Here is a 26,751-nt window from a genome sequence, read left to right as displayed (position 1 = left end):
CCAATCCCAGCCACTTAGGGCAAGGAGGCCGCCTCGACCCAATCGCAACTCGTCGCGGCGAAAAGAACGCCTGGCTTAATCACCGACTTCTTCAACACAATCGACCTGAAGGCGATTGCCGCGCCGGACCATTCTTGCGGTCGTCCCCCAGTCCCGCCGGGGCACTTTTGGCAGCCTGAGAACAGCTCCGCATCAGCGCCAAGGGGTTCGGATTCACGGTTGCTGCTGCGTACCGCCAGGAATAACGAGAGTACCCTGGCCTGGCCTTGAGTATCTGAAGCCTATGAAGAACAAAGCAACGATGATCAAACAAATGACGATGACCGTTACGACGCTGCCAGGACGGTATCCGGTATTTGGCGGTTGGACCATTGCCTTCCCACACGGCTATCGTCGTTGACGCTCTTCATCCTCCAGCCGAGCATGACGGCTGTCAATGGGCGCAGGAGCTGCACCCGCCATCCGTCGCGGGCGTTGGGTGTTCTTGCTGACGCCGAGATCACGAGCGATCCAGCGATGGCTACGTCCTTCGGCTACTAGCGCCTAGACTTTCGGCGCAAGCCGATCTGATTCGGGGCGCTCGCCAGTTTGGCGTCCAAGCTTTCTACCGCGTGCTTTTGCAGCGGCGAGTCCGGATTGACGCGCTCGCTGATCAGGTCGCGCTCAAATTCTGCAATGCCGGAGAGAAACGTAGCAGCATGCGACCGTGCGGCGACGACAGGTCGAATGCCGTCCCGTCATGGCGATCACCGAGACCTCCAGCTTTCCAGCTCGCGCAGCGGGTGGAGAAGGTCGACAGTCGAGCGTCCCACCTAGATAACTTGGTGACGAGGATTATGTGCAAAAAACTGCACACGAAAGTTCTGCTTCTCTTCTATTTTCGTTCGTGCGATGGGCGGCCGACCGTTCGTTTGAGGCGCCTTTTGCGGACTGCATTGGCCTATCCCGCGAGGATGTTCGCCGAGGTACCCGCGATCAGCCGCCGGCAGCTTCGAACCCGTTGCGCGTTTGCCGACCGAAGCTGATGATGGACCTGACGACAACTTGTTCCTAAGCACGCTTCCATTGCTGCGAAGGGTTGGATGGCGGCGATCCACCGATGCTAGTCAAGCGGGAAACAGGAATGCGGCGGCGGGATCGAAAAAGACCTGCCGGCTGCAGGGCGACACATCCTGCGGTTGCAGGGCGGCGGAGGTCGGCCTGATGTCAACCTCCTGTCCGGCGGCGGTGCGCGCGACGATCCGCCGACGCTCTCCGTAGAAGGCGATGTCGACGATCTCGACGTTCAGTTCCGCGCTCGCCGGGCTCCGCTCCATGCGAAAGGCTTCAGGGCGGATCATCAGCCTGGTCTTCTGGCCTTTGCCGAACGCGCCGTTGGCCCTGACCCCGGATACCACCGAACCGTCCGCCAGCCGAATCGTCGCCGTGCCATCGGCAGTGTCGAGATGCTCGGCGGCGAGGAAATTCGAATTGCCGATGAAGCCGGCGACGAAGTCCGTTGCCGGCCGCAGATAGAGGTCTTCGCCGCTGCCGGTCTGCTCAATGCAGCCATCCTTGAACAGGGCGATCCGGTCCGACAGATGCAGCGCCTCTTCCTGATCGTGGGTGACGTAGAGGATGGTGACGCCGGTCTGGCGATGAATGCGGCGGATTTCGCCCTGGATTTCCTCGCGCAGCTTCTTGTCGAGCGCCGACAATGGCTCGTCCATCAAAAGGATCGGCGGATCGTAGGCCAGCGCCCGGGCCAGCGCGACGCGCTGCTGCTGGCCGCCCGACAACGCGCCGGGTAAGCGTCCGGCGAAACTTTCGAGCCGCACCAGGGCCAGCATGTCGGCGACCTTCTTCCTCACCTCGGCTTCCGGCCGGCGGCGAACCCGCAGCGGAAACGCGACGTTTTCGGCCACCGTCAGATGCGGAAACAGCGTGTAGCGCTGAAAGACCATGCCGATGTTGCGCTTGTGCGAGGGCACTGCAAGCAGTGATTTTCCTTCCAGCAGGACATCGCCTGAACTCGGATCCTGAAAGCCGGCGATCGCGTAGAGCGTCGTCGATTTTCCCGAGCCCGAGGGCCCGAGGAAGGTCAGGAACTCGCCCCTGGGAATGTCCAGCGTGACGTCGTGCACGGCAACGACCGCCCCAAACGCCTTGCGCAGATTGCGGATGGAGAGGAAAGGCTGGGTCATGTCCGGAACTTTCGCTGCAGCAGCGCCGTCACCACCATCAGGGCAAGCGTCAGCCCGACCAGCAGGCTGGAGGCGGCGGCGATCACCGGGCTGAGGTCCGACCGCAAACTGCCCCAGATCTTGACGGGCAAGGTCTGCAAGCTGGGGCTGGCCATGAAGATCGCCACCACGACTTCGTCCCACGAGGCGAGGAAGGAAAAGATCGCGGCGGAGAAGATGCCGATCCGGATCGACGGCAAGGTGATCCTGAGCCTGGCCTCGAGCGGGCTTGCCCCGCAGACGATGGCCGCATCCTCGATCGACTTGTCGAACCCTTCGAGCGCGGTGGCGATCGGGATGATGGCGAAGGGCAGCGCCAGCACGGTGTGGGCGATGACGAAGCCGATGGTGGTACCGCCGAGGCCAAGGCGAAGGAAGAAGGCGTAGATGGCGATGGCGAAGACGACGACGGGCAGGACCATCGGCGTCAGCAGCAGGCCGCGCAGGATCTCACGTCCGGCAAACCGTCCGCGAACCAGGGCAAAGGAGGCGAGCAGGCCAATCGCCACTGCCAGGAGCGCCGTCATGGTGGCGATTCGGGCGCTGGTCAGCGCGGCGTTGAGCCAAGCCGGATCGGCAAAAAGCTCCTGGTACCATTTGAGCGTCCAGCCCGGCGGCGGAAAGGCCAGCCAGCGCGAGGAGCCGAAGGAAAGCAGGACGATGAAAACCACCGGCAACAGAAGAAAGCCGGCGACCAGCGCGGTGAAGCCGAGCAGGGCAACCCGCAGTCCACCCATGCGGTCATAGTCGAGCAGCATCTCAGATGCCTCCGCTCATGCGCCTGGCACCGGCAAGGCGCAGTTGCAGCGCGTAGAGAGCCATGGTGACGACAAGCAGGATGAAGGCTGCGGCGCTGCCGAGCCCCCAGTTAAGCAGCGACTGGACCATCTGCGCGATCATTTCGGCAAGCATCATGTTCGACGTGCCGCCGAGCAGTGCCGGCGTGACGAAGTAGCCGAGCGACATGACGAAGACCATCAGGCCACCTGCGGCGACGCCGGGCAGCGACAGCGGCAGGAGGATGCGGCGGAACGCTTGGAAAGGGCTTGCGCCGCACAGTGACGCCGCACGCAGCGTCATCGGATCGATCGCCCGCAGCGTGCCGACCAGCGGCAGGATCATGAAGGGTAGCATGATGTAGACCATGCCGATGGTGACGCCGGTGAGATTGTTGATGAGCGGCAGCGGCTGGTCGATGACGCCGGTGGCCATCAGCGTCCGGTTGATGACACCAGTACGCTGCAGCAGCACCATCCAGGCATAGGTGCGGGTCAAGAGATTGGTCCACATCGACAGGATGATGATGCCGAAGACGATCGAGGCCAGTCCCGAAGGCACGATCGCCAGCATCCAGGCGACCGGAAAGGCGACAAGGACCGTGACGATGGTGACCAGCGCCGCCACCAGGAATGTGTTGAAGAACACCCGCGCATAGGTGCCGTCACCAAGCAGGGCCGCGTAGTTCTGCAAGCCGGGCTCGGGTTCCGTGACGCTGCGCAAAAGCAGGACCAGGACGGGGACGACGAAGAACAGCACAATCAGGATCAGGGCCGGCAGCAGGCCATTGAGGCCTGCCGGCACCCGCACCGTTCCAAAGTTCCGGCGTATTTCGACCGACATGGCAGCGACCCGGCTACAGGACGAGACGGCGCGAACCGTCTCGTCCATTGCTGTTCAAGGGGAGGCTTACTTCGCCTGCCAGGCATACCAGCGCGCGGCTATGGTGTCGCGGTTGGCGGCCCAGTAGTTCATGTCGAGATTGATCTGTCCGTCGACATGAGCGTCCGGCAGCGATTTCACGGCATCGGCCGGCATCTCTGCCTTGGCCTTGGTGTTGATCGGCGCATAACCGCTGGCTTCGGCAAATTTCGCCTGGCCGGCGGGGCTGCTCGCCGCGGCGAGGAATTTCATCGCCGTATCCTTGTTCTTGGCACCCTTCGGTACTACCAGAACGTCAGCTGCGGTTAGGTTCTGGTTCCAGGAGACGCCGACATCGGCACCATCCTTCTCCAGTGCGAAGACGCGGCCGTTCCACAGCTGGCCGAACGCTGCTTCGCCGGATGCGATCAATTGCTGCGACTCCGCGCCGCCGCCCCACCAGATGATGTCCGACTTGATGGTGTCGAGCTTCTTGAAAGCGCGATCGAGATCCAGCGGATAGAGCTTGTCGGCCGGAACGCCATCGGCCAGCAAAGCGATCTCGATGACACCGGGCGCCGACCATTTGTAGAAGGTCCGCTTGCCCGGGAACTTCTTCAGGTCGAACATGTCGGCCCAGCCGGCCGGTTCGCCCGAAACGGCGCCCTTGTTCCAGGCGAGCACGAAGGAATAGTAGAAACTGCCGACGGCATGATCGGTGGTGAAGCGCGGATCGAGGTCGGCCTTCGGCACGGAGGTGAAGTCGATCGGCTCGAGCAAGCCGTCCTTGGCCGCCTTGATGGCGAAATCCATCTCGACGTCAACGACGTCCCAGTTGACGCTGCCGCTGTCGACCATCGCCTTCAGCTTGCCGTAGTCGGTTGGACCGTCCTGCATCACCTTGATGCCGGATGCGGCTGTAAACGGCTCGGCCCAGGATTTGGTCTGCGCTTCCTGGGTCGTCCCGCCCCAGCTGGTGAACACCATGTCCTCGGCCTTTGCGGCCGTCGTTGCCAGAAGTCCGGCAAGGATGCCGGTAATGATCAGTTTCATGTCGTTCTCCTCTGTTGTTTTCGTTGTTGTCTGTTCGCGATCGGTCGTTTTCGCCTTGATCGCGCATCCCCGGCCAGCGGCGGCTACCGCATGACAAAAGGATCGGGAGACGGGTCGTCCGAGGTGCGTATCCACACCGACTTCGAACGCGTGTAGTCGCGGATCGCATCGAGGCCGCCTTCGCGGCCGAGCCCGGATTGGCCATAGCCGCCGAACGGAACCAGCGGCGAGACCGCCCGATAGGTATTGATCCAGACCACGCCGGCATGGATGCCGCGCGCCATGCGGTGGGCTTTTGCCAGATTGGTGGTGAACACGCCGGACGCCAGGCCGAACTTCGTGTCGTTGGCGAGCGAAAGCGCTTCAGCCTCGCTGTCGAAGGCGAGCACACAGAGCACCGGGCCGAAGAGCTCTTCGCGCACGCAGGCAAGGGTCTGATCAGGCGCGTCGATGATCGTCGGCGCGTAGTAGAAGCCATCCGCCATGCCCGTGGGGCGGATGCCGCCGGTGACCAGCCGCCCGCCCGCGGCCAGGCTTTCAGCAACGATCTTCTCTATCCATTCGCGCTGGCGCGAGGTGGCGAGCGGTCCCATTTCGGTTACGGGATCCTGCGGATCGCCGGTCCTGATCGCCTCGGCCTTGCGCTTGAGCCGGGCGAGGAATTCGTCCTTCACGGAGCGCTCGACCAGCAGCCGCGAGCCGGCGACGCAGCTCTGGCCGGTGGCGGCGAAGATACCTGCGACGACCGCGTTGGCGGCGCTGTCCAGATCGGCATCGGCGAACACCACGACCGGGCTTTTGCCGCCGAGCTCGAGCGTCGTGAAGGCGAGATTTTCCGCCGTATTCCTGACGATCTGCCGAGCGGTCGAGGGACCGCCGGTGAAGGCGACGCGGGCGACGAGCGGATGACTGGTCAGGCGGTGACCGCAATCATGGCCGAAGCCGGTCAGGATGTTGACGGCCCCGGCGGGAAATCCTGCCTCATGGATGAGTTCGGCGAAGGCCAGCAACGGGGCAGGGCCGTCCTCCGATGCTTTCAGAATGACGGTGCAGCCGGCCGCCAGCGCAGGTCCGAGCTTGACGGCGGACAGGAAAAGCTGCGAATTCCACGGCACGATGGCGGCGACGACGCCGATCGGCTCGGGCCGGATGGTCACTTCCATGTCGGCCTTGTCGATGGGGACAAACGAGCCCTCGTGCTTGTCGGCGAGCCCGCCATAATAGCGGTAGTAGTCGCCGACATAGGCGATCTGGGCGCGGGTCTCGCGGATGATCTTGCCGGTGTCGCGCGTCTCGAGTTCCGCCAGCCGGTCGGCATTGGCGACCACCAGATCGCCGAGCCGCACCAGAAGCTTGCCGCGTGCCGTTGCCGTCATCGCTGCCCACGGACCGAAGCGCAGCGCCCGGTGGGCGGCTTCGACGGCGTGGTCGACGTCGGCCGACGATGCAGCAGGCATCGTCGCCCATGGCGCACCCGTCGAGGGATCCATGCTGTCGAAGGTCGCCGCCACCTCGACGAAGCTGCCGTCTATATAGTTCCTGAATTGAGTGGTGCTCATCGCAATCCAGCTTTCGGCCCAGCTTTCGGCTCGGAAAAGGCCGGCATCACCCTGTCGATGAAGAGCTGCAGCGATTTCTTCTTGCGTTGATGGGAAAGGCCGCTGTCGATCCAGATCGAATACTGATCGTAGCCGAGCGCTTCGTAGGCCGTCAGCCTGGCGATCACCTCGTCGGCTTCGCCAATGACCAGGTTCTGCCTGATCTTGTCTGGCGCATATTGCGGCATGGCCGCGATCTCGTCCTCGGTCAGCGCTTCCATTATGCCCTGGCGCACCGGCTTCTTGTTCTGGAACCAGGCGCCGAACTGGCAGTAGAACTGCGACAGGTCCTGCGCGAGGCGGTCAGCATCCGCGGCGTCCTCGGCGACGAAAGTATGCATCAGCAGCATGATCTCCGGCCTTGGCACGTCGGGGTGGGCATTGCACGCCGCGTTGAAACGCTCCATCAGGCTGGCCACTTCGCCATCGCCCGAGGCGAGCGGCGTCACCTGCACATTGCATTTGCTGGCGACCGCAAAGTCGTGCGAATTGGGGTCGCGCGCCGCCACCCAGATCGGCGGGTAAGGTTTTTGCAGCGGCTTGGGCGACGAGGTGGTCGACGGAAACGACCAGAACTCGCCGGCGAGTTCGAAATCGCCATCCCACAGGCCGCGGATCGCCGGCACCATCTCGCGCATATGCTGGCCGGCACCCCAGGCCTCGAGGCCTGGGAAAAGCCGCTGGTATTCGTAAGCGTAGGCGCCGCGCGCAATGCCGATGTCGAGACGGCCGCCGGTGATGACGTCGGCCATCGCCGCTTCGCCGGCAAGTTTGATCGGGTGCCAGAACGGCGCGACGATGGTTCCGGTGCCGAGCCGGATGCGCCTGGTTTTGGCGGCGAGCCAGGCGATGTTGATGAACGGATTCGGCGAGATGGTGAATTCCATCCCGTGATGCTCGCCGATCCAGGCAGTCTCGAACCCCGCCTCTTCCGCCTGCCGAACCAAGTCCTCCAGCTCGCCGACAAGCTCGGAATGCGGCCTTGCCAGATCCGATCGCTCCATGTGGACGAAAAGCGAAAATTTCATCGGTTTCACCCGCGACCGAAAAGAGAAATTTGAGAAGGCGAGGGCTTGGCGAGCGGCCGGACTTCGCCTTCGACCTCGTTGCCGACATAGACGCCGAACGCATCTTCCGTACGTTCGCGCGCATAGCGGGCAAGCATCGAACGCACCGCGGGATCGGCGATCTTCAGATCGGCGATCTGCTCAATGTCGACAAGCCGCATCTGGCGATCGTCGGAATAGGGGCCATCGACCGTTCCGCGATAATAAACATGCGTGCGCGAGGGGTCGGCGGCATCGTCCCACACCGCGAACAGGAAGCCGAGATGGGTATCTATGGCCCTGGCGGCAAGGCGGCCCTTGAGGCTGCGTGTATCGTTCGGCGTGCCCAGTCCGCGCCCGGCAGGCAACTCTTGAAACCCGTCGGCCGTTTCGAAGAACAGCACACGGCCCTCGTTCTCGAGGATGGCGCCGACCTCCGTATCGGGGGGCACTGCCGCCAGCGCCTCCTGGCTGAGGCCGGGCGTGACGTAGGTGCCTCTGCAATAACCGAGGGGCTGGGCTCCGTTGTGGCTGAAATCGCGGACGCGGCCGATGAGGATCGAGTGATCGCCGGCATCGACCAGCTGCTCCATGCCGCAATCGAACACCGCGACGGAGCCGTCGATCAGCGGATTGCCAGTCCGGCCCGATTGCCAGGCCACGGCCGCGAACTTGTCCGCGGCTTTGGAAGCGAAGATGCCGGAATGGGCCCTCTGGCTCTCCGACAGGATGTTGATGGCGAAACCTCTCGATGTCGAGAAAGCATTGTGCCCCAGCGCCCTCTTGGCGATGCAGACAAGCACCAGCGGCGGCTCGAGTGAGACCGAGGTGAAAGAGTTGGCGGTGAAGCCGCGCGGTTCGCCTTCCGCTCCGATCGTGGTGACGACGGTGACGCCGGTCAGGAAAGAGCCGAGCGCCCGCCGGAATTCGCCGCTGTCAAAGACTGCATCCGTCTCCGGCTTCGCGCCAGCGTCTCCTGCCGTGTCGAGAAAATCCATGATGTGTTGGGTCACTTTTTCGGGAGAAGCTATTGCCATCATGTGCCTTTCTCCATTGAGCACGAGGCATTGGCCGTGCGGCGCAAGCCTGGCCATCGCCGCCGACATGGCCGGGGTCGAATTGCTGTCTTGCGACCCGGTCATGAACAGGGCCGGTGCGGCAAGACCGGGGAGAGCATCGGCATGCTCGGCATCGGCATGGGCAAAAAGGCGATAGGTGCGCGCGTAGCCTTCGGGGTCGACCCTTTCGAGGGCGACGCGCGCGGTGGCGGCCGCGCCGATAAGGTTCGCCGGCAGCGGGTCGCCGAACCAGCGGGCAAGCGTTGCCGCAATGGCGGAAGGATTGCCATGGGTGCCAAGCGCGGCCGCACGCTCGCGTACGGCCTGCGCCAAGGTCGCGGGGCGGCGGAACACCGCATTGAGGCAGACGATGGAGCGAACGCGGGAAGGGGCGCGAAGGGCGATTTCCAGAGCGACCAGCGCGCCCATCGAATGGCCGACGATCGACACCGACGCCAGGCCAAGATGGTCGAGCAGGCGAACCGCCTGATCGGCGAAATCCGACAGGCTGGCTTCTTCCGGCGGCAGCGGTGTAACGCCGTGGCCGAGCATGTCGATGGCGATCAGGTCGTGATGGTCTTTCATCGACGCGATCTGATCGTGCCAGATCGCGGCGTTCATGCCGACGCCGTGAATGAGCAGAACCGGCGCGCCGGAGCCGGCGCGGATGAAGCCGGTGCCGTCCGGAGCCGTGTCCCGGACCCATACGGTGACAGCGACGTCAGCCATGCAGATCTCCGACCTCCTTGAGGTCCTGATAGCGGTCGCCGATACGGTGGTGCGGGCGGCCGCCAATCGAGGCGCCAAGCGCCACCACCAGCTCTTCGGGCGCGGGCGCGTCGCCGATCTGAAAATGTATGGTCAGATAGTGGGAGCGGCGGCCTTCGTCGTTCTTGTCCATCAGCGGGACCATGATCGGCGTGTTCGGCCCGCCGCGCAGATTGGTGAAGGCGAGATAGGTCTTGGCGCCGACCGCGCGACGGTAGTGGTTGCCGAAATGCAGCGTATGGATCAGTGCCGATGCATGCTCGATCTCGCCCGCCGTGCCGCAGATCGCGGCCTTGCCGTAGCCCTCTATCGCCTCACCGGAACCGGCGACGGCAATGATTTCGCGGGTCAGCAGTTCGCCGAGGACGGGAGCAATGGCGCGGATCTCCGGCGACAGGTCGTCGGTGAAACCGCGGCCGGCCCAAGGGTTTGTCAACACGGCGGCGACGCCGATCAGGCGCAACGGCCTCGGGGCTGCCTTGCCGCCCTCGATTAACGTGTTCTCGATATAGGTGACGATCTTTCGAATGGCTGGTTTCATGAAAGTCCTCGGTCGCCACGGCGCTAGACAAACACCAATACCTTTACACCGTCTTATGGTATACCATACTATGGAGCGCCGCGAGCCTTGTCAATCGGCCATGGAATCTGTTTTGTGATCGGGTCAGGGTACGGAGAGAAAATGCCAGGCGATACGCTGCGGATCGACCGCTCTGCCAAGACGTTGAGGACGCTAGCGCTGGAGCGCATGCGTGAGGCAATCATGGGCTTTCATTTCCAGCCTGGTGAAAGGCTGGTCGAGCGGCCGCTTTGCGATCAGCTCGGGGTGAGCCGTTCCGTCGTGCGCGAGGTGCTGCGGCAGCTGGAGGCGGAAGGCCTGGTGCAGATGATACCGGGCCATGGGCCCGCCGTGGCCAAGCCGGATCTCGGCCGCACTGACGAAATCTATGAATTGCGGGCGTTGCTCGAGGGCATCGCGGCGCGGGCTTGCGCCCTAACGGCCACCGACGCGCAGATCGCTTCGCTCGATGCTGCCTTGACGAACCTGCTTGACGCGTGGGCGACACGCGCGCCTGTCGAGGTGATGCGGGCGACGACCAAGTTCTACGAAACGCTGTTCGAGGCGGCCGACAAGCGCATTGCCTGGGAAATCGTGACGGGGCTGAATGTCCGTATCAACCAGCTCCGCTCGATGACGATCGCGTCGGAGAACCGCCGCGAGCCGGCGATCGCGGAAATGACCGAAATCATGGATGCGATCCGGTCGCGCAAGCCAGACGAGGCGGAGGCGGCGGCGCGGCGGCATGTCGAATCCGCGTGGCAGATCGCCCGCAACACGCTTCGCCTTGGCTGACTGGTATGCCGCCAGCGCGGTTCATCGTTCCACGGCAGGCGTCAAGCGTCGCCGGCGGGTATATCTTTGACGATACCGCTGCCGAATTCGCGATGAGGGCCTTGCAAGCCCAGGCCAAGGCATTTCACCCGGTGCATGGCGAGAGCGCCCCCCGCAACATAGCATCCGGCCAACCAGGTGACGGCGGAACCGTTGGCCCGCTATTTTGCACTCACTTGGCGAGCAACCGGCGGGTATCTAACTGGTGAGTGCCGTGAAATGTGTGACATGACCAAATTGCTTTCAGTGGCGGCGGCAAAATCGTATATCCGGTTAGTTGGGTGTACACGTCTTGCCAAATTGCTCATTCCAACGGGGTATCGGACGGACTGAGACAGAGAAAAATATTAAAATGAATATGTTACGCCACAAACTTGCCGTGGCCCCTATGATGGACTGGACGGACCGGCATTGCCGGTTCTTCCATCGCCAGTTGACGCGCGAGGCGCTGCTCTACACCGAGATGGTGGTGGCCGATGCGGTCATCCACGGCGCACGAGAGCGGCTGCTCGGCTTCGACGATACTGAGCATCCAGTGGCACTGCAGCTCGGCGGCGCCGATCCGGGAAAACTGGCCGAGGCGGCGCGCATCGGCGAAGCCTTCGGCTATGACGAAATCAACCTCAATGTCGGCTGCCCGTCCGACCGCGTCCAGTCGGGCACCTTCGGCGCCTGCCTGATGAAGGCGCCTGTGCTCGTCGCGGATTGCGTCGCGGCAATGAAGGCGGCGGTGAAAATACCGGTTACCGTCAAGTGCCGCATCGGCGTCGACGAGCAGGATCCGGAGCCGGCACTCGATGCGCTGGCGGACGGTGTTTTCGCGGCCGGCGCCGACGCGCTGTGGGTGCACGCCCGCAAGGCCTGGCTGGAAGGTCTGAGCCCAAAGGAAAATCGCGACATCCCGCCGCTCGACTATGGCCGCGTCTATCGGTTGAAAGCCAGAAAACAAAACAAATTCATCGGCATCAATGGCGGCATTCAATCTCTCGCAGAGGCGCTGAGGCATCTCGACCATGTCGATGGCGCCATGCTCGGCCGCGCCGCCTATCACACGCCAGGGATACTGACCGGCGTCGACGCCGCGTTTTATGGCGGCAAGGGCAGGGCGTTCGATTTTGCCGCGCTGATCGACGCCATGGCGGATTACGCGGCACGCCATATCGAACAGGGTGGACGGCTCGGGCATGTCACCCGGCACATGGTCGGGCTGTTTCACGGTCTGCCCGGTGCACGCCGCTATCGGCAGATCCTGTCCACCGATGCGACAAAGCCGGGTGCCGGACCGCAGGTGCTCAAGGCGGCTTTCGCAGAGGTCGATTTCGGCAGGTCCGCAGAGGCGGCCTGAGGAAAAAACTTAATCCCGCAAAATCATGCGATCGCCCCGGACGTCGAAACCCGATAGCGAGCCGATGAAATTCATACCGAGCAGGCTCTGGCCGAGCGTGCCGGGTGCTGCGATCATGATGGGCATGTCCTTGCGCACGATGCCGCCGATCGACAGTTCGTCCGTTTTTACGGCGGCGGCGCGTGTCATGCCGTTGGCGGTAGAGATCGGTATGGTGAAGCGGAGAGCCGCCGAATTGAACCCGACCGCCAGTGCGTCCTCGGCGGTCAGAACGGTGCTGGTGGCGCCGGTATCGACAACCGTCAGGATCGGCGTGCCGTTGATCGTGACGCGCGCTTCGAAATGGCCGTTGCCGGTCTTGTCCAGAGTGACGGTGGCATGGCCTTCTTCCACGCCAAGCGCCAGCGGACTGCCGGGAACAAGGCCGGCGGTGACCCGGCTGGCGAAATCCTGCAACTCATAGCGGTACTGATAGCCGGCGATCAGCGCCAGCACGATGGCGCCCCAGGCGCCGAGGCTGCGGGCCATGGTGCCCAACGGCCTGCCCGATCTCAGCAGGCCGGCGCCGACGAGTGCCGCTAAAGCGCCAAGCCAGATCAGCTGGCCGAAATCGTAATTCTCGATGCCGAACGTACTACCGGCGGAATCGTTGAGCATGAGCAGGAGCACACCCGCCCCGATCGCGATGATTAGAATCCACAACAGTCGGTTCATCTCTGCGGCCGGTTCACGAGAGGGCGTCGCGTTCGCGTGCCATGCGGCTGCGACGGGTTTCCCGGCGGGGGCGTCGCTCGACTGTTTCCAGCCTTGCCGGTAGCTCGGCCATGACGCTGCGGCGGGTTTGCGGGGTCATGTCGATCCAAGCGGCGATTTCCCCGCGCGTGCGGCCGCAACCGAAACAGAAGCCGGTTTTCATGTCGATCGAGCAGACCAGGATGCACGGGGATTCAATGGCCGTCATAAGGATTTCCTTGGCTAGCCTCCACATGGTGCAACGACAAAGTCAATGCAAGCCCTCGGGGATGCGCCGCCAACAGGTGCTTTCGCGTCAATACCTCCAAGTTGTGCCGGGCCTGGAGGTTGTGCCGGCTTGAGGTTGTGCCGGCTGGCCAAGGCGGCTATGCCGCTCACCAATTCACAGGGACGACCGCCATCGACATGACCAGCGCGCTGCCTTTCGACGATTTTCGCGACCTCCTGGTGAGCCTGCCGCCGGCAGATATGGCGGCCGAGGCCCGCGTGCGCCAGCTGTTTGCCAAGGCAGACAAGCCCAACGGCTCGCTCGGCCGCATCGAGGACATCGCCGCTTGGCTCGCCGGCTGGAGCGGTCGCGCGCCACCGGCGGTGATGCGGCCATTGGTGGCGATCTTTGCCGGCAATCATGGCGTCACCCGTCACGGCATTTCGCCGCGCCCCGTCGCTGCCACGGCAAACGCGGTCGAGCTTTGCGCCGCCGGCGGTGCAGCGATCAACCAGATCTGCATCGCCAACGATCTCGGCTTGAAGGTGTTCGATCTGGCTCTGCACATTCCGACAGCCGACATCACCGAGGACGCGGCACTGGACGAGCGCGGTTGCGCCGCCACCATGGCCTTCGGCATGGAAGCGATTGCCGGTGGCACCGACCTGCTTTGCCTTGGCGACCTCGGCGTCGGCAATTCGACGGTCGCCGCGGCCCTTTGCGTAGCACTGTTCGGCGGCAAGGGCGCCGACTGGGTCGGCCCTGGATCGGGTGCCGACGCGGCGATGCAGAGGCGCAAAGCGGAGGTGGTCGATGCTGCGATCGCGTTTCACGGCGCGAGCCTCAAGGACCCGCTGGAAGCGCTGCGCCGGGTCGGTGGACGGGAATTCGCAGCGATCTGCGGCGCCATTCTGGCGGCGCGGATGCAAAAGATTCCGGTGCTTCTCGATGGATTTGCAGCAATGGCGGCCGCTGCTGTCCTACATGCCGCCAACCCCGCCGCGCTCGACCATTGTCTCCTCGCCAGCCTGTCGCCGGAGCCGGGGCATGCCAAGGCCGCCGAGCGCCTCGGCCTTCGCCCGCTGCTCGATCTGGGTGTCAGTCAAGGCGAGGGGGTAGGGGCGGCTCTTGCCGCTGGCCTGGTCAAGGCCGCCGCGCTGACCAGCTCCGGCATGGCGGCGGCGGTCCGCGGTTAGGCATTCAGCGCCGGCGCGAAGCAACCGCCTTGGTCGGCAGCGCCGGCAATTCCTCCATCACCCGGCTCAGCGGGAAGATGGCGATCGCCTCGGTGCCTTCGCGCAGCCTGGAATGGAGCTGGAATTCGCCGCCATGCATGGCCAGCAGGCCTTGCACGATCGGCAGGCCAAGCCCGGTACCCTGTTCGGCGCTCTTGATGGCGATCGAGCCCTGGCCGAAGGCCGAGAGCACGATCGGGATCTCGTCTTCCGGTATGCCCGGCCCGTTGTCCTTGACGGAGAGATATTGCCCGCCGCCCGCCGTCCAGCCGACGCGCACGCGGATTTCGCCGCCGGTCGCGGTGAACTTGATAGCGTTGGACAAGAGGTTGAGCACAATCTGCCGCACCGCGCGTTCGTCGGCAAACAGGCGCGGCAAGGCGTTTTCGAAATCCTGGACGATGCGGATGTCCTTGTTGCGCGCCTTCAGCTCCATCATGTGGCAGCAATCCTCGACGACGGAAAGCAGCATCATCGGCTCCTCATTGAGCTGATAGCGGCCCGCTTCGATGCGCGACAGGTCGAGGATTTCGTTGATCAGGTCGAGCAGATGCTGTCCGGAGTCATGCACGTCCCGGGCATAGTCGCGATAGGTCGGGTTGCTCATCGGGCCGAGCACCTCGTTGGCCATCACTTCGGAGAAGCCGAGAATGGCGTTGAGCGGTGTGCGCAGTTCGTGGCTCATCGAAGCCAGGAAACGCGATTTCGCCAGATTGGCGTCTTCCGCTCGCCGCCGTGCCTCGTCCGACATCGATTTCGCCGTCTCCAGTTCGGCGATCAGCGCATCTTTTTCGGAGCGGAACGACAGCAGCATCAGCGAGGAACGGTTGAGCTGGCGCGCCACATAGGTGAAGAAAGGCAACGAGGCGATCAGCAAGCCTGCCATGATCGCCTCGACCGGCATCCATAATTTCGCACTGGCATAGGCATAGATGGCGACCGGGAGGGCGAACGTCGCCAACAGCGCACCGCGCAGAGACGACGCCAGTATCGCGGTTGCCGCCATGGCGAGTAGCAGCACCACCGCCTTGGCGATCTGGAACTGATCGACTTGGCAGGTGCCGCAGCCGAGCCATGCAAACCAGGCCCAGCCAAGGCCGCAGAGAAAATGGGCGATCAGGAAATCCCTGTGCGTTTCCAGCGGGTTGAGCTCGGACGCTTGAGTGATGCGTCTCGCCATGAATGCAACGATGGTATAGCAGGTGAATGTGAACAGCGCCCAGACGCCGATCTCCGTGCCGATGCCCGCGAGCAAGCCTGCCGCGGCAATTGCCAGAACGAGCAGCGGGATGATGATCGCGCCGCCGGTCATCGAACGAGCGTGGAGCTTCAAAAGCTCGCGGTCGAAGTCGGGATTTCCGGCTTGCTGCGAAAGACGGTCGCGCGTCTTGCGCACCGCGCGCGCGACATCGCTGTTGCGATGGCGTTTCCTGCGGTCCACAATAAACTTGTCCGCTGTGGTCGAGCGTTGCAAGGGCATGAAGTCTTCAATTTACGCGGGCAGCAATTTCAAATTGTTAAGCTACGTTCGAATGATTAACCAACGGTTTGCCATATGAGCCGTTCGTGGTCGCGATGGCCGCGCCAGCGATACTATCCGCCGCGTCCGCGAAGCCTGTGGCGCAGGCTGGTGGACTATGGATTGACGTTCGTCGTGCTCGGCCTGTTGATCCTCCTGGCGGCGCGCCTCGACCGGGTGGAGACGCGCAAGACGGAGGGCGCCGCTGTCGTCAATGATGGCGATACGATCACGCTCGGCAGCGAGCGTATTCGCATGCGCGGCATCGATGCGCCGGAATATTCGCAGATCTGCCGCAAGTACGGTGCCGACTATCCCTGCGGCAAGCTCGCGCGCCAGTCGCTGGTGCGGTTGATCGCCGGCAAAGCCGTCTCCTGCAGCGGTTGGCAGCGCGACCGCTACGGCAGGCTGCTCGGCGACTGCAAGGCCGACGGCAAGGATCTCAACCGCGCCCAAGTCGAGGCCGGCTGGGCGGTCGCCTTTGGCGATTTCGAGACCGAGGAAGCCGCCGCGCGTGCGAGCAGGGCCGGCATCTGGGCCGGAACTTTCGACGAGCCGAAGAACTGGCGCGAGAGCCACGGCCACGAGCTGGTCGAAAGAAAGCACAGCACCTTGGCGTCGATCGGCGACGCCTTGCGGGAAATTTTTCGCTTCTGGTGAGCTGTGCCTATAATTGGTCGGGATGGACGAGGAAGGATAGAGATGAAGCTGTTCGATGGCGGGCGCGCGCCCAATCCACGGCGGGTTCGGGTTTTCCTGGCCGAGAAGGGACTCCGGGTTCCGCTGGTGCCCATAGACATGGGAGCATTGGAGCACAGAGAACAGCCGGTCAGCTCGCGCAATCCGCTGAAGCGTCTGCCGGTGCTCGAGCTCGACGATGGCACCATCATTACCGAGTCCGTTGCCATCTGCCGTTACTTCGAGGAATTGCATCCCGAGCCGGCTTTGTTCGGGCGTGGCGCGCTCGGCAAGGCAATTGTCGAGATGTGGCAAAGGCGTGTGGAGTTCAATCTGTTCGGCTGTGTCGCCGCGGCGTTCCGGCATATCCACCCCGCGATGAGGGAATGGGAGATCCCGCAAATCCCCGAATGGGGAGAGGCCAACAGACCGAAAGCCGTCGAGTTCCTGAAGTTCCTCGACACAGAACTCGCCGGCAGGGAATTCGTCGCCGGCGATGTCTATTCGATCGCCGACATCACCGGGCTGGTCGCCATCGATTTCATGAAGCCTGCACGCATCAAGGTGCCGGAAGAGTGCACCAACGTGCTGCGCTGGCATCGGGCAATCTCCGGCCGGCCGAGCGCCGCCGCCTGACAATGAGCCCTGAATGAGCGAAGAATTGGAAGCCGTGACGGCGAGGGTACGCGCCTGCCGCATCTGCGTCGACAAGCCGGCAGGCAGGCCGCTGCCGCACCAGCCGCGTCCGGTACTCAGGCCATCGTCGAGCGCCCGCATCCTGATCGCCAGCCAGGCGCCGGGCACCAAGGTCCACGTGTCAGGCATGCCGTTCACCGACACCTCCGGCGACCGGCTGCGAAGCTGGCTGGGTGTCGGCAGCGAAGAATTTTACGACACGGACAAATTCGCCATCGTTTCGATGGGCTTTTGCTTTCCCGGCCAGGACGCCAAGGGCGCCGACCTGCCGCCGCGCCGCGAATGTGCGCCGGCCTGGCGAGCATCGCTGATGGCGCTGATGCCGCAAATCGATCTGGTGCTGACGATCGGCATCTACGCGCAAAGCTGGCATATGGGCACGGCGCGCCGTCCCTCACTGACGGAAACAGTTATGGACTGGCGTGCCATCTGGGCAGCGCCGGCCAGCCCGAAAGTGCTGCCATTGCCGCACCCGTCGTGGCGCAACACCGGCTGGCTGAAGCGCAATCCATGGTTTGAAATGGATTTGCTGCCATTTCTGAGATCGGAAATCCGCTATCGCCTGGGCTAGGCTTTCAGCAAGAAATCACTCGCTTTCGCGCTATCCGACAGAATTTCTTTCTTGTAATAGACTTGAACAAGAGGGAATATGGTAATCTATTCCTTGAAGCGCGTCGCGCATGAGGGGACGCGCGTTAAATTCTTGTTTTTATGCATGTCGTTGTGCCAAAGCCGCTGCGCACTTTGGGCGACTTGCATCAGGGGAGCACCCAATGGACCGCCTCGATAGAAAAATTCTCCGCCTCCTGCAGGAGGATGCGACGCTTGCGGTCGCCGACGTCGCCAAGAAGGTCGGCCTGTCGACGACGCCGTGCTGGCGGCGTATCCAGAAGCTCGAGGAAGAGGGCGTCATCAAGCGGCGTGTTGCCATCCTCGACCATGAAAAGGTCAATGTGCGGGTCACCGTATTCGTGTCAATCCGCACCAATTCGCACAGCCATGAATGGCTGCGGCGCTTTTCGGAGGTCATCCAGGAATTTCCCGAAGTGGTCGAATTCTACCGCATGAGCGGCGATGTGGACTATCTGTTGCGCGTCGTGGTGCCCGATATCGCCGCCTACGATGCCTTCTACAAGCGGCTGATCGCCAAGATCGAGATCCGCGACGTGTCGTCTTCCTTCGCCATGGAGCAGATCAAATACACGACCGAGATGCCGCTGGATTACATGATGCTCGACAAGGAGTCCGGCGCCAACGCCGCCTGAGGTTCTTCTGCTTAGTTCTTCTTTTTGTTCAGGAAAGTCCAGGGCGAGTTGACCGGCAGCGTGATCGTGTCCGGCACGGTGTCGACGTTGACCACCTCGGCCTTGCGCACGGCGTAGCCCGACTGGATGACACTGACCCCGTCGAGGATGAAAAGCTGGCTCTTCTCCATGCCCGGTTGCAATGCGCCGGTCACCGAAACCGACTGGTAGGCCTCAGACATCCTGTAAGGGCGGGCCGGCGTAACGAGGACGATCTGGTTGGGCGGCGGCGTCGGCATGTGGCTGCAGGCCCCCGTCCACGGCACCAGCAGGAATTGATAGATGAGATCGCCGTCGCGATCGACCGGCAGTGCGTAGCCTGCGAGCTGCACGGTCTTGTCCTGCAAGTTGAGAGACAGCGTCTCGCCATGGTCGGGCATTTTGGCCGCGATCATCGGCAGTCCGACGTTTTCGGCGGCTGCCTGGGTCGCCGGACGCAGATCCTTCCAGAAAATGTGCGTGGTCCCGCCGGAAGCGCTTGCCGCGATGGCGGACGCCAACAAGGCGGCTGCCACGATCGCGCCTGATTTAAAACGGTTGTTCATCGCTGCTCCACTGTTTGAGCCTTGACCTTGCGGCTTGTGACATCAAGTAAAGCTGCCGCTGCCCACAGGTCAACGCTCAAGCCGCATCACATGCCGGCGCGAGCCGGTCATGCCGATCTCGCGAAAGCCGCGGGCGACGAACATGTCGCGAAAACCCATGAAGCTGTAGCTCGGCGAAGCCTGGTCGACCGGATAGGCTTCGATCGTCCTGGCGCCTTTGGTGAAAGCGTGATCGATGGCCGCGTCGAGCAATGCGCTTGCCAGACCGCCACCGCGCAGCGCTCTCGGCACAAAGAAGCAGACGATCGACCAGATCCCCGTCTCGTGGTCGTCCTGCTGCCGCGACAGCTTGCGGTAGGTCTCGCGCGGCGCGACCGAGCACCAGCCGACGGTTCTGCCATCGATCTGGGCGACAATGCCGACCGGCGTGCCGGCGTCGATCAGCGCCATCACCGCGCGTTTCTTCTCGTCGTTCTCGACATGCTCGCGGCGGTCGAGATGGCGCCAAGCCATACACCAGCAATATTTCGGCGCACCGGGTTCCTCGAACAGGTTTTCGAAATCGGCGCGCGTCGATTGCGTCACCTCGGCAAAGCGGATTTCAGTGAACTCAAGCTTTTCTGGCAGCGAGCCGTTCGAGCGTCTTGGCATCGGAAAGTTCCTTCACGGCGTCCTTGCCGATCCAGCGCGCAGTCTTGTCCGTCGAGGCCGCCAGTTTTTGCGCCAGGGCAAGGGCAGGGCCGTGCAAATTCATCGATCGCTTGCCGATCGAACGAAGCGCCCAGTTCACGGCCTTCTTCACAAAATTGCGGCCGTCGGTCGCATGCGCTTCGATGATCGACAGGAATTCGAGGAAGGTCGCCTCGGGTTCCTTCTTCCGGTGGACTACCGACCAAGCCATCATCGCAAAAGCCGTGCGTCGAACGAATTCCCGTTCGTCGACCGCGAATTCGGCGATCAGTTCCCTCCAGCAATCCGTATCGACAAAGAGATCGGAGACCCCGTCGACGATATCCCATGAGTCGAAAGTCGCCGCCCATCGTCTTGCATTCGCGGCGGAGAACCGCTCCGGATCGGCCGTGACGGAAGCGATGAACTGCGCCTCCATGATGCCTGTCTGCCAAAGCTCGAAGGCACGCTCATGGTTGCGCTTGATTTTCTTGGCAATCTGCCGCTGCACGCCATGCGAGATACCGAGCGCACGTTCGATCTTGATGCCGTAGCGCAGCATGCCAAGGCGATTCTCCTCCGAGGCGATCGAGCGCAGATGAGCGACAATTTCGTCGGCGCTGGATTGCGGCGAGAGCTCGGCCACGGCGAAACCCTATTTCTCCAGCCTTGCCAGCAGCGAGGATGTGTCCCAGCGCTTGCCGCCCATGGCCTGCACGTCCTTGTAGAACTGGTCGACAAGTGCCGTCACCGGGAGTTTGGCGCCGTTGCGGTCGGCCTCGGCGAGGCAGATGCCAAGATCCTTGCGCATCCAGTCGACGGCGAAGCCGAAATCATATTTGCCGGCATTCATCGTCTTGTGTCGGTTCTCCATCTGCCAGGAACCGGCCGCGCCCTTGGAAATCACCTCGATGACCTTTTCGATGTCGAGCCCGGCCTGCTTGCCGAAATGGATGCCTTCGGCCAGTCCCTGAACGAGGCCGGCGATGCAGATCTGGTTGATCATCTTGGTGAGCTGGCCAGCCCCTGCTGGTCCCATCAACCCGACCATGCGGGCATAAGCATCTATGACCGGCTTCGCCCTGTCGAAGGCGTCTGGCTCGCTGCCGACCATCACCGTCAGCACGCCATTCTCGGCGCCTGCCTGACCGCCGGAGACCGGGGCGTCGAGGAACGAAAACCCGAGCGCTTGCGCCTGCTGCGCCAGTTCACGCGCGACTTCGGCCGATGCGGTGGTGTTGTCGATGAAGATGGCGCCTTTCTTCATGGAATTGAAGGCGCCTCCGGCGCCGGTCGTCACCGAGCGAAGGTCGTCATCATTGCCGACGCAGGAAAAGACAAAATCCTTGCCCTCGGCCGCCTCTGCTGGCGTCGCAGCAAGGCTGCCGCCATGTTGGGCAACCCACTGCTCGGCCTTCGCCCTGGTGCGATTGTAGACGGTGACATCATGACCGCCCTTGTTCTTGAGATGCCCGGCCATCGGATAACCCATGACGCCAAGACCGAGAAATGCCACCGAAGCCATGTTTTCGAATCCCTTGGAAGCCTGCTTTGCGGCCTTCTTACCGGATCAGGCAAGGCGATGGGAGTCAGCGGTGCAGATGGATGGTGATGCGCCGTTCGATCCACTCGACCCCGTGGCGCAGTGTTTCGACGATGATCAGATAGATGATCGCCGCCCAGATATACGACTGAAAATCGAATGTGCGCGCATAAGTGAGCCGGGTGATGCCCATCAAATCGTAGACCGTGATGATGGCGACGATTGCAGAGCCCTTGATCATCAGGATGATCTCGTTGCCATATGGCCGAAGCGCCACGATCAGGGCCTGCGGCAGGATAATTTTCCACAAGATTTGCAATTTGTGCAGGCCGAGCGAGGCGGCACCTTCCCATTGGCCCCTGGGTACGCTCTGGATCGCGCCACGCAAAATCTCGGCCTGGTAGGCGGCCGTATTCAGCGAAAAGGCGAAGATCGCGCAATTAAACGCTTCGCGGAAGAAGCCCCACAGGCCGACCAACTCGAGCTCCGGCCTGAAGGAGCCGACCCCGTAGTAGACCAGGAAGGTCTGCGCCAACAGCGGCGTGCCGCGAAAAAAATAGACATAGGCATAGGCGAGCCCAGACAGAATCCGGTTCTTCGACATGCGTGCATAGGCGATGGGCACCGACAGGATCGCACCAAGCACAATCGAAATGGCAACCAGCAACAGAGTTATGCCAAGACCGGATATGTAGCCGGGTGCATATTTCTGGAAGAACTCCGGGTTCCACGCACTGACTAGGTAGACGATCATGCCAATGCCGAGAGCGACCCACAGGCCGACCAGGACATGGCCGAGGATGCGTTGACGCGGCCAGCCGCGTGCTGGCGGCGGTGGCCGGTCAACCTTCAGGGTTTCGCTTGCCAGGCTCATCTCTTGACCTCGCTGCGGCCAACGGCGCGTTCGATCGCATTGATGCCGAAGGAGGAGACGATCGCCAGCAGGAGATAAATCAGGCCGGCAAAACCATAAAACAGGAAGGCATGCTTGGTGACGCGAGCGGCAACCCCGCTCTGCCGGAGGATCTCGTTGAGGCCTACCGCCGAGACGAGGGCGGTGTCCTTGAGCAGGATAAGCCAGAGATTGGCAAGTCCGGGCAACGCGATGCGGATCAACTGCGGCAGCACGATCAGCCGCATCGTCTGGCCGCTGGACAGGCCAACCGAATAGCCTCCCTCATATTGCCCATTTGGAATCGCGCGGAAGGCGGATAAAAACACCTCGCTGGAATAAGAGGAAAAAATGAAGCACAGCGCGATCATGCCGGCGACGAAGCTGTTGACGTCGGCGGACGTGCCGGGGCTCACCAGCCGGACAATGTACTGCAGGATCAATGGGATGCCAAAGAAGATCAGAAACAGGGTGAGCAGCTCGGGTATTCCGCGAAAAATTGTGGTGTAGATGTTCCCGGCCAGTCTCAGCGACGGCTCTTCCGACTGTTTGGCCAACGCCACGAAAAAGCCGAGCGTCAGCCCGAAGGGCAGCGTGGCCAGAGCAAGACATACGGTGACAAGCACACCGGAGGCGATATCGTCGAGCCATCCTTCAGGCCCCCAACTGAGAAGCGTCAATGCGCTCTGCATCCGGCTGCCTGTTCTCCTTCAGGGGCTCTTTTGAGAGCCGCGCCGCACCCCTCATACGGCGTTCTTTATGGGAACGGCGGGAAATTCCCGCCGTTCATATTGTCATTTCAAATCAGGACTCGCCGCCATAGACGTCATATTTAAAGTATTTGTCGTTGATTTCCTTGTACTTTCCGTTTGCGCGAATGGCGTCGATCGCCGCATTGAACTGGTTGACCAGGTCGGTCTCGCCCTTGCGCACGGCAATGCCGGCGCCCGGACCGTGGATTTCGATGACCGGCTTGATTGTGCCGACCAGCTTGCAGCAGGCTCCGTCCGGCGAATCCAGCCATTGCTGCAGCACGACAATGTCGTCATTGGCGGCATCGAGTCGGCCATTGGCCAGATCGAGCTGGTATTCCTGCGCGGTCGGGTACGGCTTGACGGTGCTGTCTGTATAAGTCTTGGTCGAATAGTTGAAATGCGTGGTGGACGCCTGCACACCGATCGTCTTGCCGGCCAAATCTTCCTTGCTGACACCCTTGATGTCAGTGTCCTTGGGTGCGGCGATCGCCGGCGGCGTATTGTAATATTTGTGGGTGAAATCGACCTTCTCGGCACGCTCGGGCGTGATCGACATCGACGCGACGATGGCGTCGAACTTGCCAGCCTGGAGCGCCGGGATGATGCCGTCCCAGTCCTGCGCGACGAAGGTGCACTTCACCTTCATCTCGTCGCAAAGCGCCTTGGCGATGTCGATGTCGAAGCCCACGAGCTGGCCGTCGGCGGTGAGATTGTTGAATGGCGGATAGGCTCCCTCCGTTCCGATCCGCAAGGTCTTTTCCTGGGCCTGGGCAACGCCAAGCGTCAGTAGCGCAGCCGATGCGGCGAGCGCGATACGCAGTGTAATACGCATGATGGTCCTCTCTGTTGGTCCCGGCCGTCGTTCCCGAACAGCTCTGTGGGCGGTGCTTTTGACCGCCCGCTGATGCGATACTCCCATTCTTTCCCAAGAAAAAGCAACTGCAAAAACCGTCGCTTGAGGGAAGGTCGCGTTCAGAAAACAGTGACGCAGGGTCAGACGCCTGAATGGGGAAAAAAGTGACCGGAAGCTGTCTTCGGCCGTATTCTCAGCGCGTCAGGTCGGTGGCGCGTTCGATGAAGTCGGCTATCGAATTCGTGTCGTCGAGATCGAAGACCGGCAGGTCTTCGCCCACAACGGCGAAGTCGGAGGCGATGGCGACGATGTGTGGATCGGTTGCCGAGAGCGGTGTCCGGTCCTTGGCCTCAAGCCGTCGCGTCTCGATTTTCTTGTGCGCCTCGCGCTTGTAACCCTCTGCCAGCACGATGTCGGAGGGTGCCAGCCGTGACAGAATCGCGTCCAGCGTCGGCTCGTCCTCGCCGCGCAATTCGTGCATCAGTGCCCAGCGCCTGCCCGACACGATCGCGACCTCCATCGCTCCCGCCTGCCGGTGGCGAAAGCTGTCCGCTCCAGGTTTGTCGATGTCGAAATCATGATGGGCGTGTTTTACCGTCGACACTTTCCAGCCGCGCCGAACGAGTTCGGCTACCAGCTTTTCGGTCAATGTCGTCTTGCCGGAGTTCTTCCAGCCGGTGATGCCGAAGATACGTCTGTTCATGGCTCGATGCTCTGCAACAGATGGGCGGCCTGGGCAAGGTCGTCGGGAGTGTTGATGTTGAAGAACGGGTCGATCTCGGACCCGCCGGATTTCAGGATGGGAAATTCCACCTCGACAAAACCGTGCCGGTCGATGAACGCCGAAACGCGCCGGTTGTCTTCCTCTACGAGAAATTGTCGCAAGGCCTGGTCGAGCCCCAGCGGCCAGAGCGCAAACGTCGGATGCCGTTTGCCGCCGGAACAGGCGACCGCGATCGAGCCGGAGCGTTCATCGGCTGCCGCGAGCAGCCGCTCGACCATATCCGTGGGCAGGAAAGGCGTGTCGCCGGCAGCCGTGACCAGCGCCTGGCAAGTCGTGTTGGAAGCCCATTCGAGGCCGGTCAGGATCCCGGCAAGCGGCCCGGCAAAACCCTCGACGGTGTCGGCAAGCACGGGAAGCCCCGTGGCGGCAAACCGTGCCGGATCGCCATTGGCGCTGAGCGCCAGCGGTCCGACCTGCGGGCCAAGGCGCGAAACGACACGATCGAGCAGGGTGCCGTCGCTAAGCGCAAGCAGCGTCTTGTCGCCGCCGCCCATCCGGCTCGACCGGCCGCCGGCTAGAATGATCCCTGCGATAGGTCGGCCCATCATTTGCTGCCTAGACCCAATGACCAAAATCAAGTTTTCAAATCAGACGGTCGTCCACGGTCGCCTATATGCCGTCCGGCGCCATGTCCGGTCCAGCGCTTTCGGCGGCTGTCTTTCGCTGGCCGACGATCCGTTCGCGGTAGAGTGCATAGAGGCCTGAGGCGATGATGATCGTGGCACCGAGGATCATCGGCAGATCGGGGATATCCCCGAAGATTGTGAAGCCAAGCAGGATTGACCAGAGCAGGGCAGTGTAGCGGAACGGCGCGATGAAGGAGATATCGCCCACCCGCATGGCCATGATGATGAACTGGTAGCCGATGAGCACGAGCACCGCCGCCAGCGCCAGGAACGCCGTGCTTTTCCCCGTCATGGGCGTCCAACCGCCCATCGGCGGAAGCAGTGCCGCGCCCAGAACCGTCATGGCAAGAGCGGTGGCGGTCGACACCAGCAACGTCGGAATTGCCTGCGGGATCCGCTTGGTGGCGAGGTCGCGCACCGCGCAGCATGCGACGCTGGCCAGCGCCAGCAGAGAAAACACGCTGAACCCTTCGAAGCCCGGCCGCACGATGATCAGCACGCCGGCAAAACCGACGGCAATGGCCAGCCAGCGCCGCCAGCCGACGCCCTCGTTGAACATGAGTGCGGCACCCATCGTCACCGCCAGCGGCAGGGCCTGCAACACGGCGGAGACATTGGCGATCGGAAGATGTGCCAGAGCAACCAGGAACGACACCGTGGCGCCGGCCTCGCTGACGACGCGCAGCGCAACTGTCGGCTGCAGCATCGAGCTTGGCCGGGCAAGCGCGCCTCGTTGCCACGCAAGCAGGCCAACGAAAAGCGAAGCGAAGGCGCCGCGGATCAGCATGACCTGCGCCATGTTCATCGATTCCGACGAGAATTTGGTGATCGCGTCGTTGAGGGTGAAACCAATCATGGCCACCATCATGAACAACGCGCCGCGCAGGTTTGGCGAAAGAGGCAAGGCGATTACCGGGTGAGTCCTGCAGCAAGCGTCTAGCAGGCACCCGCAAAACAGCAATGTCAAAGGGCTGGGCCACAGCCTTTCTGTGGCCCGTGACGTCCCCCTCGCAAGAGCGGCAGGGCTTATTTGGGCGTCAGTACCTCGGTGCCGTTGCCTTCCTTGCCGGCAATCGTCCACAGGCCCTGCAGCGAACCGTCTTCCTGCACCTTGTAGACGACAAGGCCAACCGCCTTGCCCATGACATAGCCGGCGGAGAAGGCATCGTCGTTGCGCATGCAGATGCCGTCCGAGGACGAGCCGCCTGTCTCCCAATGGATCGTGCAGGTCGTCTCGCTGGTCAGCGTGATGGTTGCGTCGCCGCCATAGGACGATCCATCGAAGTTGGTGCCGGCAACGGCATAGGTGCCGCCGATCGACTGGGCCGCCGCGGGCAGAGCCGCGAGGCTGAGCAATGCGAGAGAAAGAATGAGTTTGCGCATGTCGTATTCCCCCACTTGAGCGAAGAACCGCTCCAGAACAGAGGCTAGGCCTGAACAGGCGCGCGGTAAATCCGGCAACCGTTTGCGGACAAGACTTTTTCTGGGTGTGCCGCCGAAAGGTGCCGTTTTAAAAGGGCGGCTTTGGAGGGCAAATCGATCACGCTGCGGCTCCAGGAAATTTTTCGAC

Annotated in this window: 27 protein-coding genes and 2 pseudogenes; 7 read left to right on the top strand and 22 right to left on the bottom strand. The window is 62.5% G+C overall.

The window, feature by feature from the left end:
• Window positions 1-1,106: 1,106 nt before the first annotated feature.
• From NKI85_RS23140 to NKI85_RS23105, 8 genes are all read right to left on the bottom strand, one after another.
• Window positions 1,107-2,183: an ABC transporter ATP-binding protein gene (locus NKI85_RS23140; RefSeq protein WP_352778100.1), complete on the bottom strand. Its 1,077-nt coding sequence runs from the start codon at window positions 2,181-2,183 to the stop codon at window positions 1,107-1,109.
• The gene (locus NKI85_RS23135; RefSeq protein WP_352778098.1) at window positions 2,180-2,980 is read right to left on the bottom strand and encodes an ABC transporter permease; all 801 of its coding nucleotides are present in this window, start codon (window positions 2,978-2,980) and stop codon (window positions 2,180-2,182) included. The genes NKI85_RS23140 and NKI85_RS23135 overlap by 4 nt, the downstream gene beginning before the upstream one ends.
• Window position 2,981: 1 nt before the next feature.
• Window positions 2,982-3,842: an ABC transporter permease gene (locus tag NKI85_RS23130; protein WP_352778108.1), complete on the bottom strand. Its 861-nt coding sequence runs from the start codon at window positions 3,840-3,842 to the stop codon at window positions 2,982-2,984.
• A gap of 66 nt (window positions 3,843-3,908) precedes the next feature.
• The gene (locus NKI85_RS23125) at window positions 3,909-4,913 is read right to left on the bottom strand and encodes an ABC transporter substrate-binding protein (protein WP_352523660.1); all 1,005 of its coding nucleotides are present in this window, start codon (window positions 4,911-4,913) and stop codon (window positions 3,909-3,911) included.
• A gap of 83 nt (window positions 4,914-4,996) precedes the next feature.
• Complete coding sequence (locus NKI85_RS23120) at window positions 4,997-6,472, bottom strand: aldehyde dehydrogenase (protein WP_352778095.1); 1,476 nt, start codon at window positions 6,470-6,472, stop codon at window positions 4,997-4,999.
• On the bottom strand, window positions 6,469-7,539 hold the full coding sequence (locus NKI85_RS23115; RefSeq protein WP_352778093.1) for an LLM class flavin-dependent oxidoreductase: 1,071 nt from the start codon (window positions 7,537-7,539) through the stop codon (window positions 6,469-6,471). Before NKI85_RS23115 ends, NKI85_RS23120 begins: the two co-directional genes overlap by 4 nt.
• Before the next feature lie 5 nt (window positions 7,540-7,544).
• The gene (locus tag NKI85_RS23110) at window positions 7,545-9,344 is read right to left on the bottom strand and encodes an alpha/beta fold hydrolase (RefSeq protein ID WP_352778091.1); all 1,800 of its coding nucleotides are present in this window, start codon (window positions 9,342-9,344) and stop codon (window positions 7,545-7,547) included.
• Complete coding sequence (locus NKI85_RS23105; protein ID WP_352778089.1) at window positions 9,337-9,924, bottom strand: amino acid synthesis family protein; 588 nt, start codon at window positions 9,922-9,924, stop codon at window positions 9,337-9,339. Before NKI85_RS23105 ends, NKI85_RS23110 begins: the two co-directional genes overlap by 8 nt.
• A gap of 141 nt (window positions 9,925-10,065) precedes the next feature.
• Here NKI85_RS23105 and NKI85_RS23100 point away from each other — a divergent pair, with 141 nt between their 5' ends.
• Window positions 10,066-10,737, top strand: coding sequence for a GntR family transcriptional regulator (locus tag NKI85_RS23100; RefSeq protein ID WP_352778087.1), 672 nt, complete (start codon window positions 10,066-10,068; stop codon window positions 10,735-10,737).
• Window positions 10,738-11,128: 391 nt separating this feature from the next.
• Window positions 11,129-12,121: a tRNA dihydrouridine(20/20a) synthase DusA gene (gene dusA / locus NKI85_RS23095; RefSeq protein ID WP_352523672.1), complete on the top strand. Its 993-nt coding sequence runs from the start codon at window positions 11,129-11,131 to the stop codon at window positions 12,119-12,121.
• 9 nt (window positions 12,122-12,130) lie between these two features.
• Here dusA and NKI85_RS23090 read toward each other — a convergent pair whose 3' ends face one another.
• Both NKI85_RS23090 and NKI85_RS23085 read right to left on the bottom strand, forming a co-directional pair.
• On the bottom strand, window positions 12,131-12,835 hold the full coding sequence (locus tag NKI85_RS23090) for a TIGR02281 family clan AA aspartic protease (RefSeq protein WP_352778085.1): 705 nt from the start codon (window positions 12,833-12,835) through the stop codon (window positions 12,131-12,133).
• Window positions 12,836-12,848: 13 nt separating this feature from the next.
• Window positions 12,849-13,082 (bottom strand): DUF1289 domain-containing protein, encoded by a 234-nt coding sequence (locus NKI85_RS23085; protein WP_352523676.1) that lies wholly within the window; start codon window positions 13,080-13,082, stop codon window positions 12,849-12,851.
• A 197-nt stretch (window positions 13,083-13,279) separates the two neighbouring features.
• Here NKI85_RS23085 and NKI85_RS23080 point away from each other — a divergent pair, with 197 nt between their 5' ends.
• Window positions 13,280-14,278 (top strand): nicotinate-nucleotide--dimethylbenzimidazole phosphoribosyltransferase, encoded by a 999-nt coding sequence (locus NKI85_RS23080; RefSeq protein ID WP_352778106.1) that lies wholly within the window; start codon window positions 13,280-13,282, stop codon window positions 14,276-14,278.
• A gap of 4 nt (window positions 14,279-14,282) precedes the next feature.
• Here the strand turns inward: NKI85_RS23080 and NKI85_RS23075 are convergent, their stop codons facing one another.
• On the bottom strand, window positions 14,283-15,797 hold the full coding sequence (locus NKI85_RS23075) for a sensor histidine kinase (protein ID WP_352523677.1): 1,515 nt from the start codon (window positions 15,795-15,797) through the stop codon (window positions 14,283-14,285).
• A 75-nt stretch (window positions 15,798-15,872) separates the two neighbouring features.
• On the opposite strand from NKI85_RS23075, the gene NKI85_RS23070 reads away from it, so the two are divergent.
• The 4 genes and pseudogenes from NKI85_RS23070 to NKI85_RS23055 all read left to right on the top strand — a co-directional run bounded on the left by NKI85_RS23070 (window position 15,873) and on the right by NKI85_RS23055 (window position 18,475).
• On the top strand, window positions 15,873-16,496 hold the full coding sequence (locus tag NKI85_RS23070) for a thermonuclease family protein (protein ID WP_352778082.1): 624 nt from the start codon (window positions 15,873-15,875) through the stop codon (window positions 16,494-16,496).
• Window positions 16,497-16,538: 42 nt separating this feature from the next.
• Window positions 16,539-17,150 carry a glutathione S-transferase gene (locus tag NKI85_RS23065; protein ID WP_352778080.1) on the top strand — a complete coding sequence of 204 codons (612 nt, stop codon included), beginning with the start codon at window positions 16,539-16,541 and terminating at the stop codon, window positions 17,148-17,150.
• A gap of 13 nt (window positions 17,151-17,163) precedes the next feature.
• Window positions 17,164-17,781, top strand: a pseudogene (locus tag NKI85_RS23060) (uracil-DNA glycosylase family protein); the annotation flags it as partial.
• 202 nt (window positions 17,782-17,983) lie between these two features.
• Entirely contained in the window at window positions 17,984-18,475 is a 492-nt protein-coding gene (locus tag NKI85_RS23055) for an Lrp/AsnC family transcriptional regulator (protein ID WP_023675006.1), read from the top strand.
• A gap of 11 nt (window positions 18,476-18,486) precedes the next feature.
• Here the strand turns inward: NKI85_RS23055 and NKI85_RS23050 are convergent, their stop codons facing one another.
• The 11 genes and pseudogenes from NKI85_RS23050 to NKI85_RS23000 form a co-directional block, all read right to left on the bottom strand.
• Window positions 18,487-19,059, bottom strand: a complete 573-nt coding sequence (locus tag NKI85_RS23050; protein WP_352778078.1) for a DUF3299 domain-containing protein — start codon at window positions 19,057-19,059, stop codon at window positions 18,487-18,489.
• Window positions 19,060-19,128: 69 nt separating this feature from the next.
• Window positions 19,129-19,710, bottom strand: a complete 582-nt coding sequence (locus NKI85_RS23045) for a GNAT family N-acetyltransferase (RefSeq protein ID WP_352778076.1) — start codon at window positions 19,708-19,710, stop codon at window positions 19,129-19,131.
• The gene (locus NKI85_RS23040; RefSeq protein WP_352778073.1) at window positions 19,670-20,374 is read right to left on the bottom strand and encodes a DNA alkylation repair protein; all 705 of its coding nucleotides are present in this window, start codon (window positions 20,372-20,374) and stop codon (window positions 19,670-19,672) included. The genes NKI85_RS23045 and NKI85_RS23040 overlap by 41 nt, the downstream gene beginning before the upstream one ends.
• Before the next feature lie 9 nt (window positions 20,375-20,383).
• A pseudogene (locus NKI85_RS23035) lies at window positions 20,384-21,259 on the bottom strand (NAD(P)-dependent oxidoreductase); the annotation flags it as partial.
• A 58-nt stretch (window positions 21,260-21,317) separates the two neighbouring features.
• Window positions 21,318-22,145, bottom strand: coding sequence for an ABC transporter permease (locus NKI85_RS23030; protein WP_352523687.1), 828 nt, complete (start codon window positions 22,143-22,145; stop codon window positions 21,318-21,320).
• Window positions 22,142-22,855, bottom strand: coding sequence for an ABC transporter permease (locus NKI85_RS23025; protein ID WP_352523689.1), 714 nt, complete (start codon window positions 22,853-22,855; stop codon window positions 22,142-22,144). Before NKI85_RS23025 ends, NKI85_RS23030 begins: the two co-directional genes overlap by 4 nt.
• Before the next feature lie 112 nt (window positions 22,856-22,967).
• Window positions 22,968-23,750 (bottom strand): ABC transporter substrate-binding protein, encoded by a 783-nt coding sequence (locus NKI85_RS23020; protein WP_352523691.1) that lies wholly within the window; start codon window positions 23,748-23,750, stop codon window positions 22,968-22,970.
• A 214-nt stretch (window positions 23,751-23,964) separates the two neighbouring features.
• Window positions 23,965-24,474: a molybdopterin-guanine dinucleotide biosynthesis protein B gene (gene mobB / locus NKI85_RS23015; RefSeq protein WP_352778069.1), complete on the bottom strand. Its 510-nt coding sequence runs from the start codon at window positions 24,472-24,474 to the stop codon at window positions 23,965-23,967.
• A complete protein-coding gene (gene mobA, locus NKI85_RS23010; protein WP_352778066.1) occupies window positions 24,471-25,100 on the bottom strand; it encodes a molybdenum cofactor guanylyltransferase MobA in 630 nt (209 codons plus the stop codon). The genes mobB and mobA overlap by 4 nt, the downstream gene beginning before the upstream one ends.
• A gap of 64 nt (window positions 25,101-25,164) precedes the next feature.
• Window positions 25,165-26,085, bottom strand: coding sequence for a DMT family transporter (locus NKI85_RS23005; protein ID WP_352778064.1), 921 nt, complete (start codon window positions 26,083-26,085; stop codon window positions 25,165-25,167).
• Window positions 26,086-26,207: 122 nt separating this feature from the next.
• On the bottom strand, window positions 26,208-26,564 hold the full coding sequence (locus NKI85_RS23000; protein ID WP_352523698.1) for a hypothetical protein: 357 nt from the start codon (window positions 26,562-26,564) through the stop codon (window positions 26,208-26,210).
• Window positions 26,565-26,751: the final 187 nt, after the last annotated feature.

Source organism: Mesorhizobium sp. M0571 (genome assembly GCF_040320985.1).
GTDB lineage: Bacteria > Pseudomonadota > Alphaproteobacteria > Rhizobiales > Rhizobiaceae > Mesorhizobium.
The sequence above is the reverse complement of the archived record's forward strand: the minus strand, read 5'-3'. Positions and strand labels throughout refer to the sequence as shown.

Excerpts from the sequence above, each read along its gene's own strand:
- NKI85_RS23140 (WP_352778100.1), bottom strand. The coding sequence starts at position 2,183 with ATGACCCAGCCTTTCCTCTCCATCCGCAATCTGCGCAAGGCGTTTGGG.
- NKI85_RS23135 (WP_352778098.1), bottom strand. The coding sequence starts at position 2,980 with ATGCTGCTCGACTATGACCGCATGGGTGGACTGCGGGTTGCCCTGCTC.
- NKI85_RS23130 (WP_352778108.1), bottom strand. The coding sequence starts at position 3,842 with ATGTCGGTCGAAATACGCCGGAACTTTGGAACGGTGCGGGTGCCGGCA.
- NKI85_RS23125 (WP_352523660.1), bottom strand. The coding sequence starts at position 4,913 with ATGAAACTGATCATTACCGGCATCCTTGCCGGACTTCTGGCAACGACG.
- NKI85_RS23120 (WP_352778095.1), bottom strand. The coding sequence starts at position 6,472 with ATGAGCACCACTCAATTCAGGAACTATATAGACGGCAGCTTCGTCGAG.
- NKI85_RS23115 (WP_352778093.1), bottom strand. The coding sequence starts at position 7,539 with ATGAAATTTTCGCTTTTCGTCCACATGGAGCGATCGGATCTGGCAAGG.
- NKI85_RS23110 (WP_352778091.1), bottom strand. The coding sequence starts at position 9,344 with ATGGCTGACGTCGCTGTCACCGTATGGGTCCGGGACACGGCTCCGGAC.
- NKI85_RS23105 (WP_352778089.1), bottom strand. The coding sequence starts at position 9,924 with ATGAAACCAGCCATTCGAAAGATCGTCACCTATATCGAGAACACGTTA.
- NKI85_RS23100 (WP_352778087.1), top strand. The coding sequence starts at position 10,066 with ATGCCAGGCGATACGCTGCGGATCGACCGCTCTGCCAAGACGTTGAGG.
- dusA (WP_352523672.1), top strand. The coding sequence starts at position 11,129 with ATGAATATGTTACGCCACAAACTTGCCGTGGCCCCTATGATGGACTGG.
- NKI85_RS23090 (WP_352778085.1), bottom strand. The coding sequence starts at position 12,835 with ATGAACCGACTGTTGTGGATTCTAATCATCGCGATCGGGGCGGGTGTG.
- NKI85_RS23085 (WP_352523676.1), bottom strand. The coding sequence starts at position 13,082 with ATGACGGCCATTGAATCCCCGTGCATCCTGGTCTGCTCGATCGACATG.
- NKI85_RS23080 (WP_352778106.1), top strand. The coding sequence starts at position 13,280 with ATGACCAGCGCGCTGCCTTTCGACGATTTTCGCGACCTCCTGGTGAGC.
- NKI85_RS23075 (WP_352523677.1), bottom strand. The coding sequence starts at position 15,797 with ATGCCCTTGCAACGCTCGACCACAGCGGACAAGTTTATTGTGGACCGC.
- NKI85_RS23070 (WP_352778082.1), top strand. The coding sequence starts at position 15,873 with ATGAGCCGTTCGTGGTCGCGATGGCCGCGCCAGCGATACTATCCGCCG.
- NKI85_RS23065 (WP_352778080.1), top strand. The coding sequence starts at position 16,539 with ATGAAGCTGTTCGATGGCGGGCGCGCGCCCAATCCACGGCGGGTTCGG.
- NKI85_RS23055 (WP_023675006.1), top strand. The coding sequence starts at position 17,984 with ATGGACCGCCTCGATAGAAAAATTCTCCGCCTCCTGCAGGAGGATGCG.
- NKI85_RS23050 (WP_352778078.1), bottom strand. The coding sequence starts at position 19,059 with ATGAACAACCGTTTTAAATCAGGCGCGATCGTGGCAGCCGCCTTGTTG.
- NKI85_RS23045 (WP_352778076.1), bottom strand. The coding sequence starts at position 19,710 with ATGCCAAGACGCTCGAACGGCTCGCTGCCAGAAAAGCTTGAGTTCACT.
- NKI85_RS23030 (WP_352523687.1), bottom strand. The coding sequence starts at position 22,145 with ATGAGCCTGGCAAGCGAAACCCTGAAGGTTGACCGGCCACCGCCGCCA.
- NKI85_RS23025 (WP_352523689.1), bottom strand. The coding sequence starts at position 22,855 with ATGCAGAGCGCATTGACGCTTCTCAGTTGGGGGCCTGAAGGATGGCTC.
- NKI85_RS23020 (WP_352523691.1), bottom strand. The coding sequence starts at position 23,750 with ATGCGTATTACACTGCGTATCGCGCTCGCCGCATCGGCTGCGCTACTG.
- mobB (WP_352778069.1), bottom strand. The coding sequence starts at position 24,474 with ATGAACAGACGTATCTTCGGCATCACCGGCTGGAAGAACTCCGGCAAG.
- mobA (WP_352778066.1), bottom strand. The coding sequence starts at position 25,100 with ATGGGCCGACCTATCGCAGGGATCATTCTAGCCGGCGGCCGGTCGAGC.
- NKI85_RS23000 (WP_352523698.1), bottom strand. The coding sequence starts at position 26,564 with ATGCGCAAACTCATTCTTTCTCTCGCATTGCTCAGCCTCGCGGCTCTG.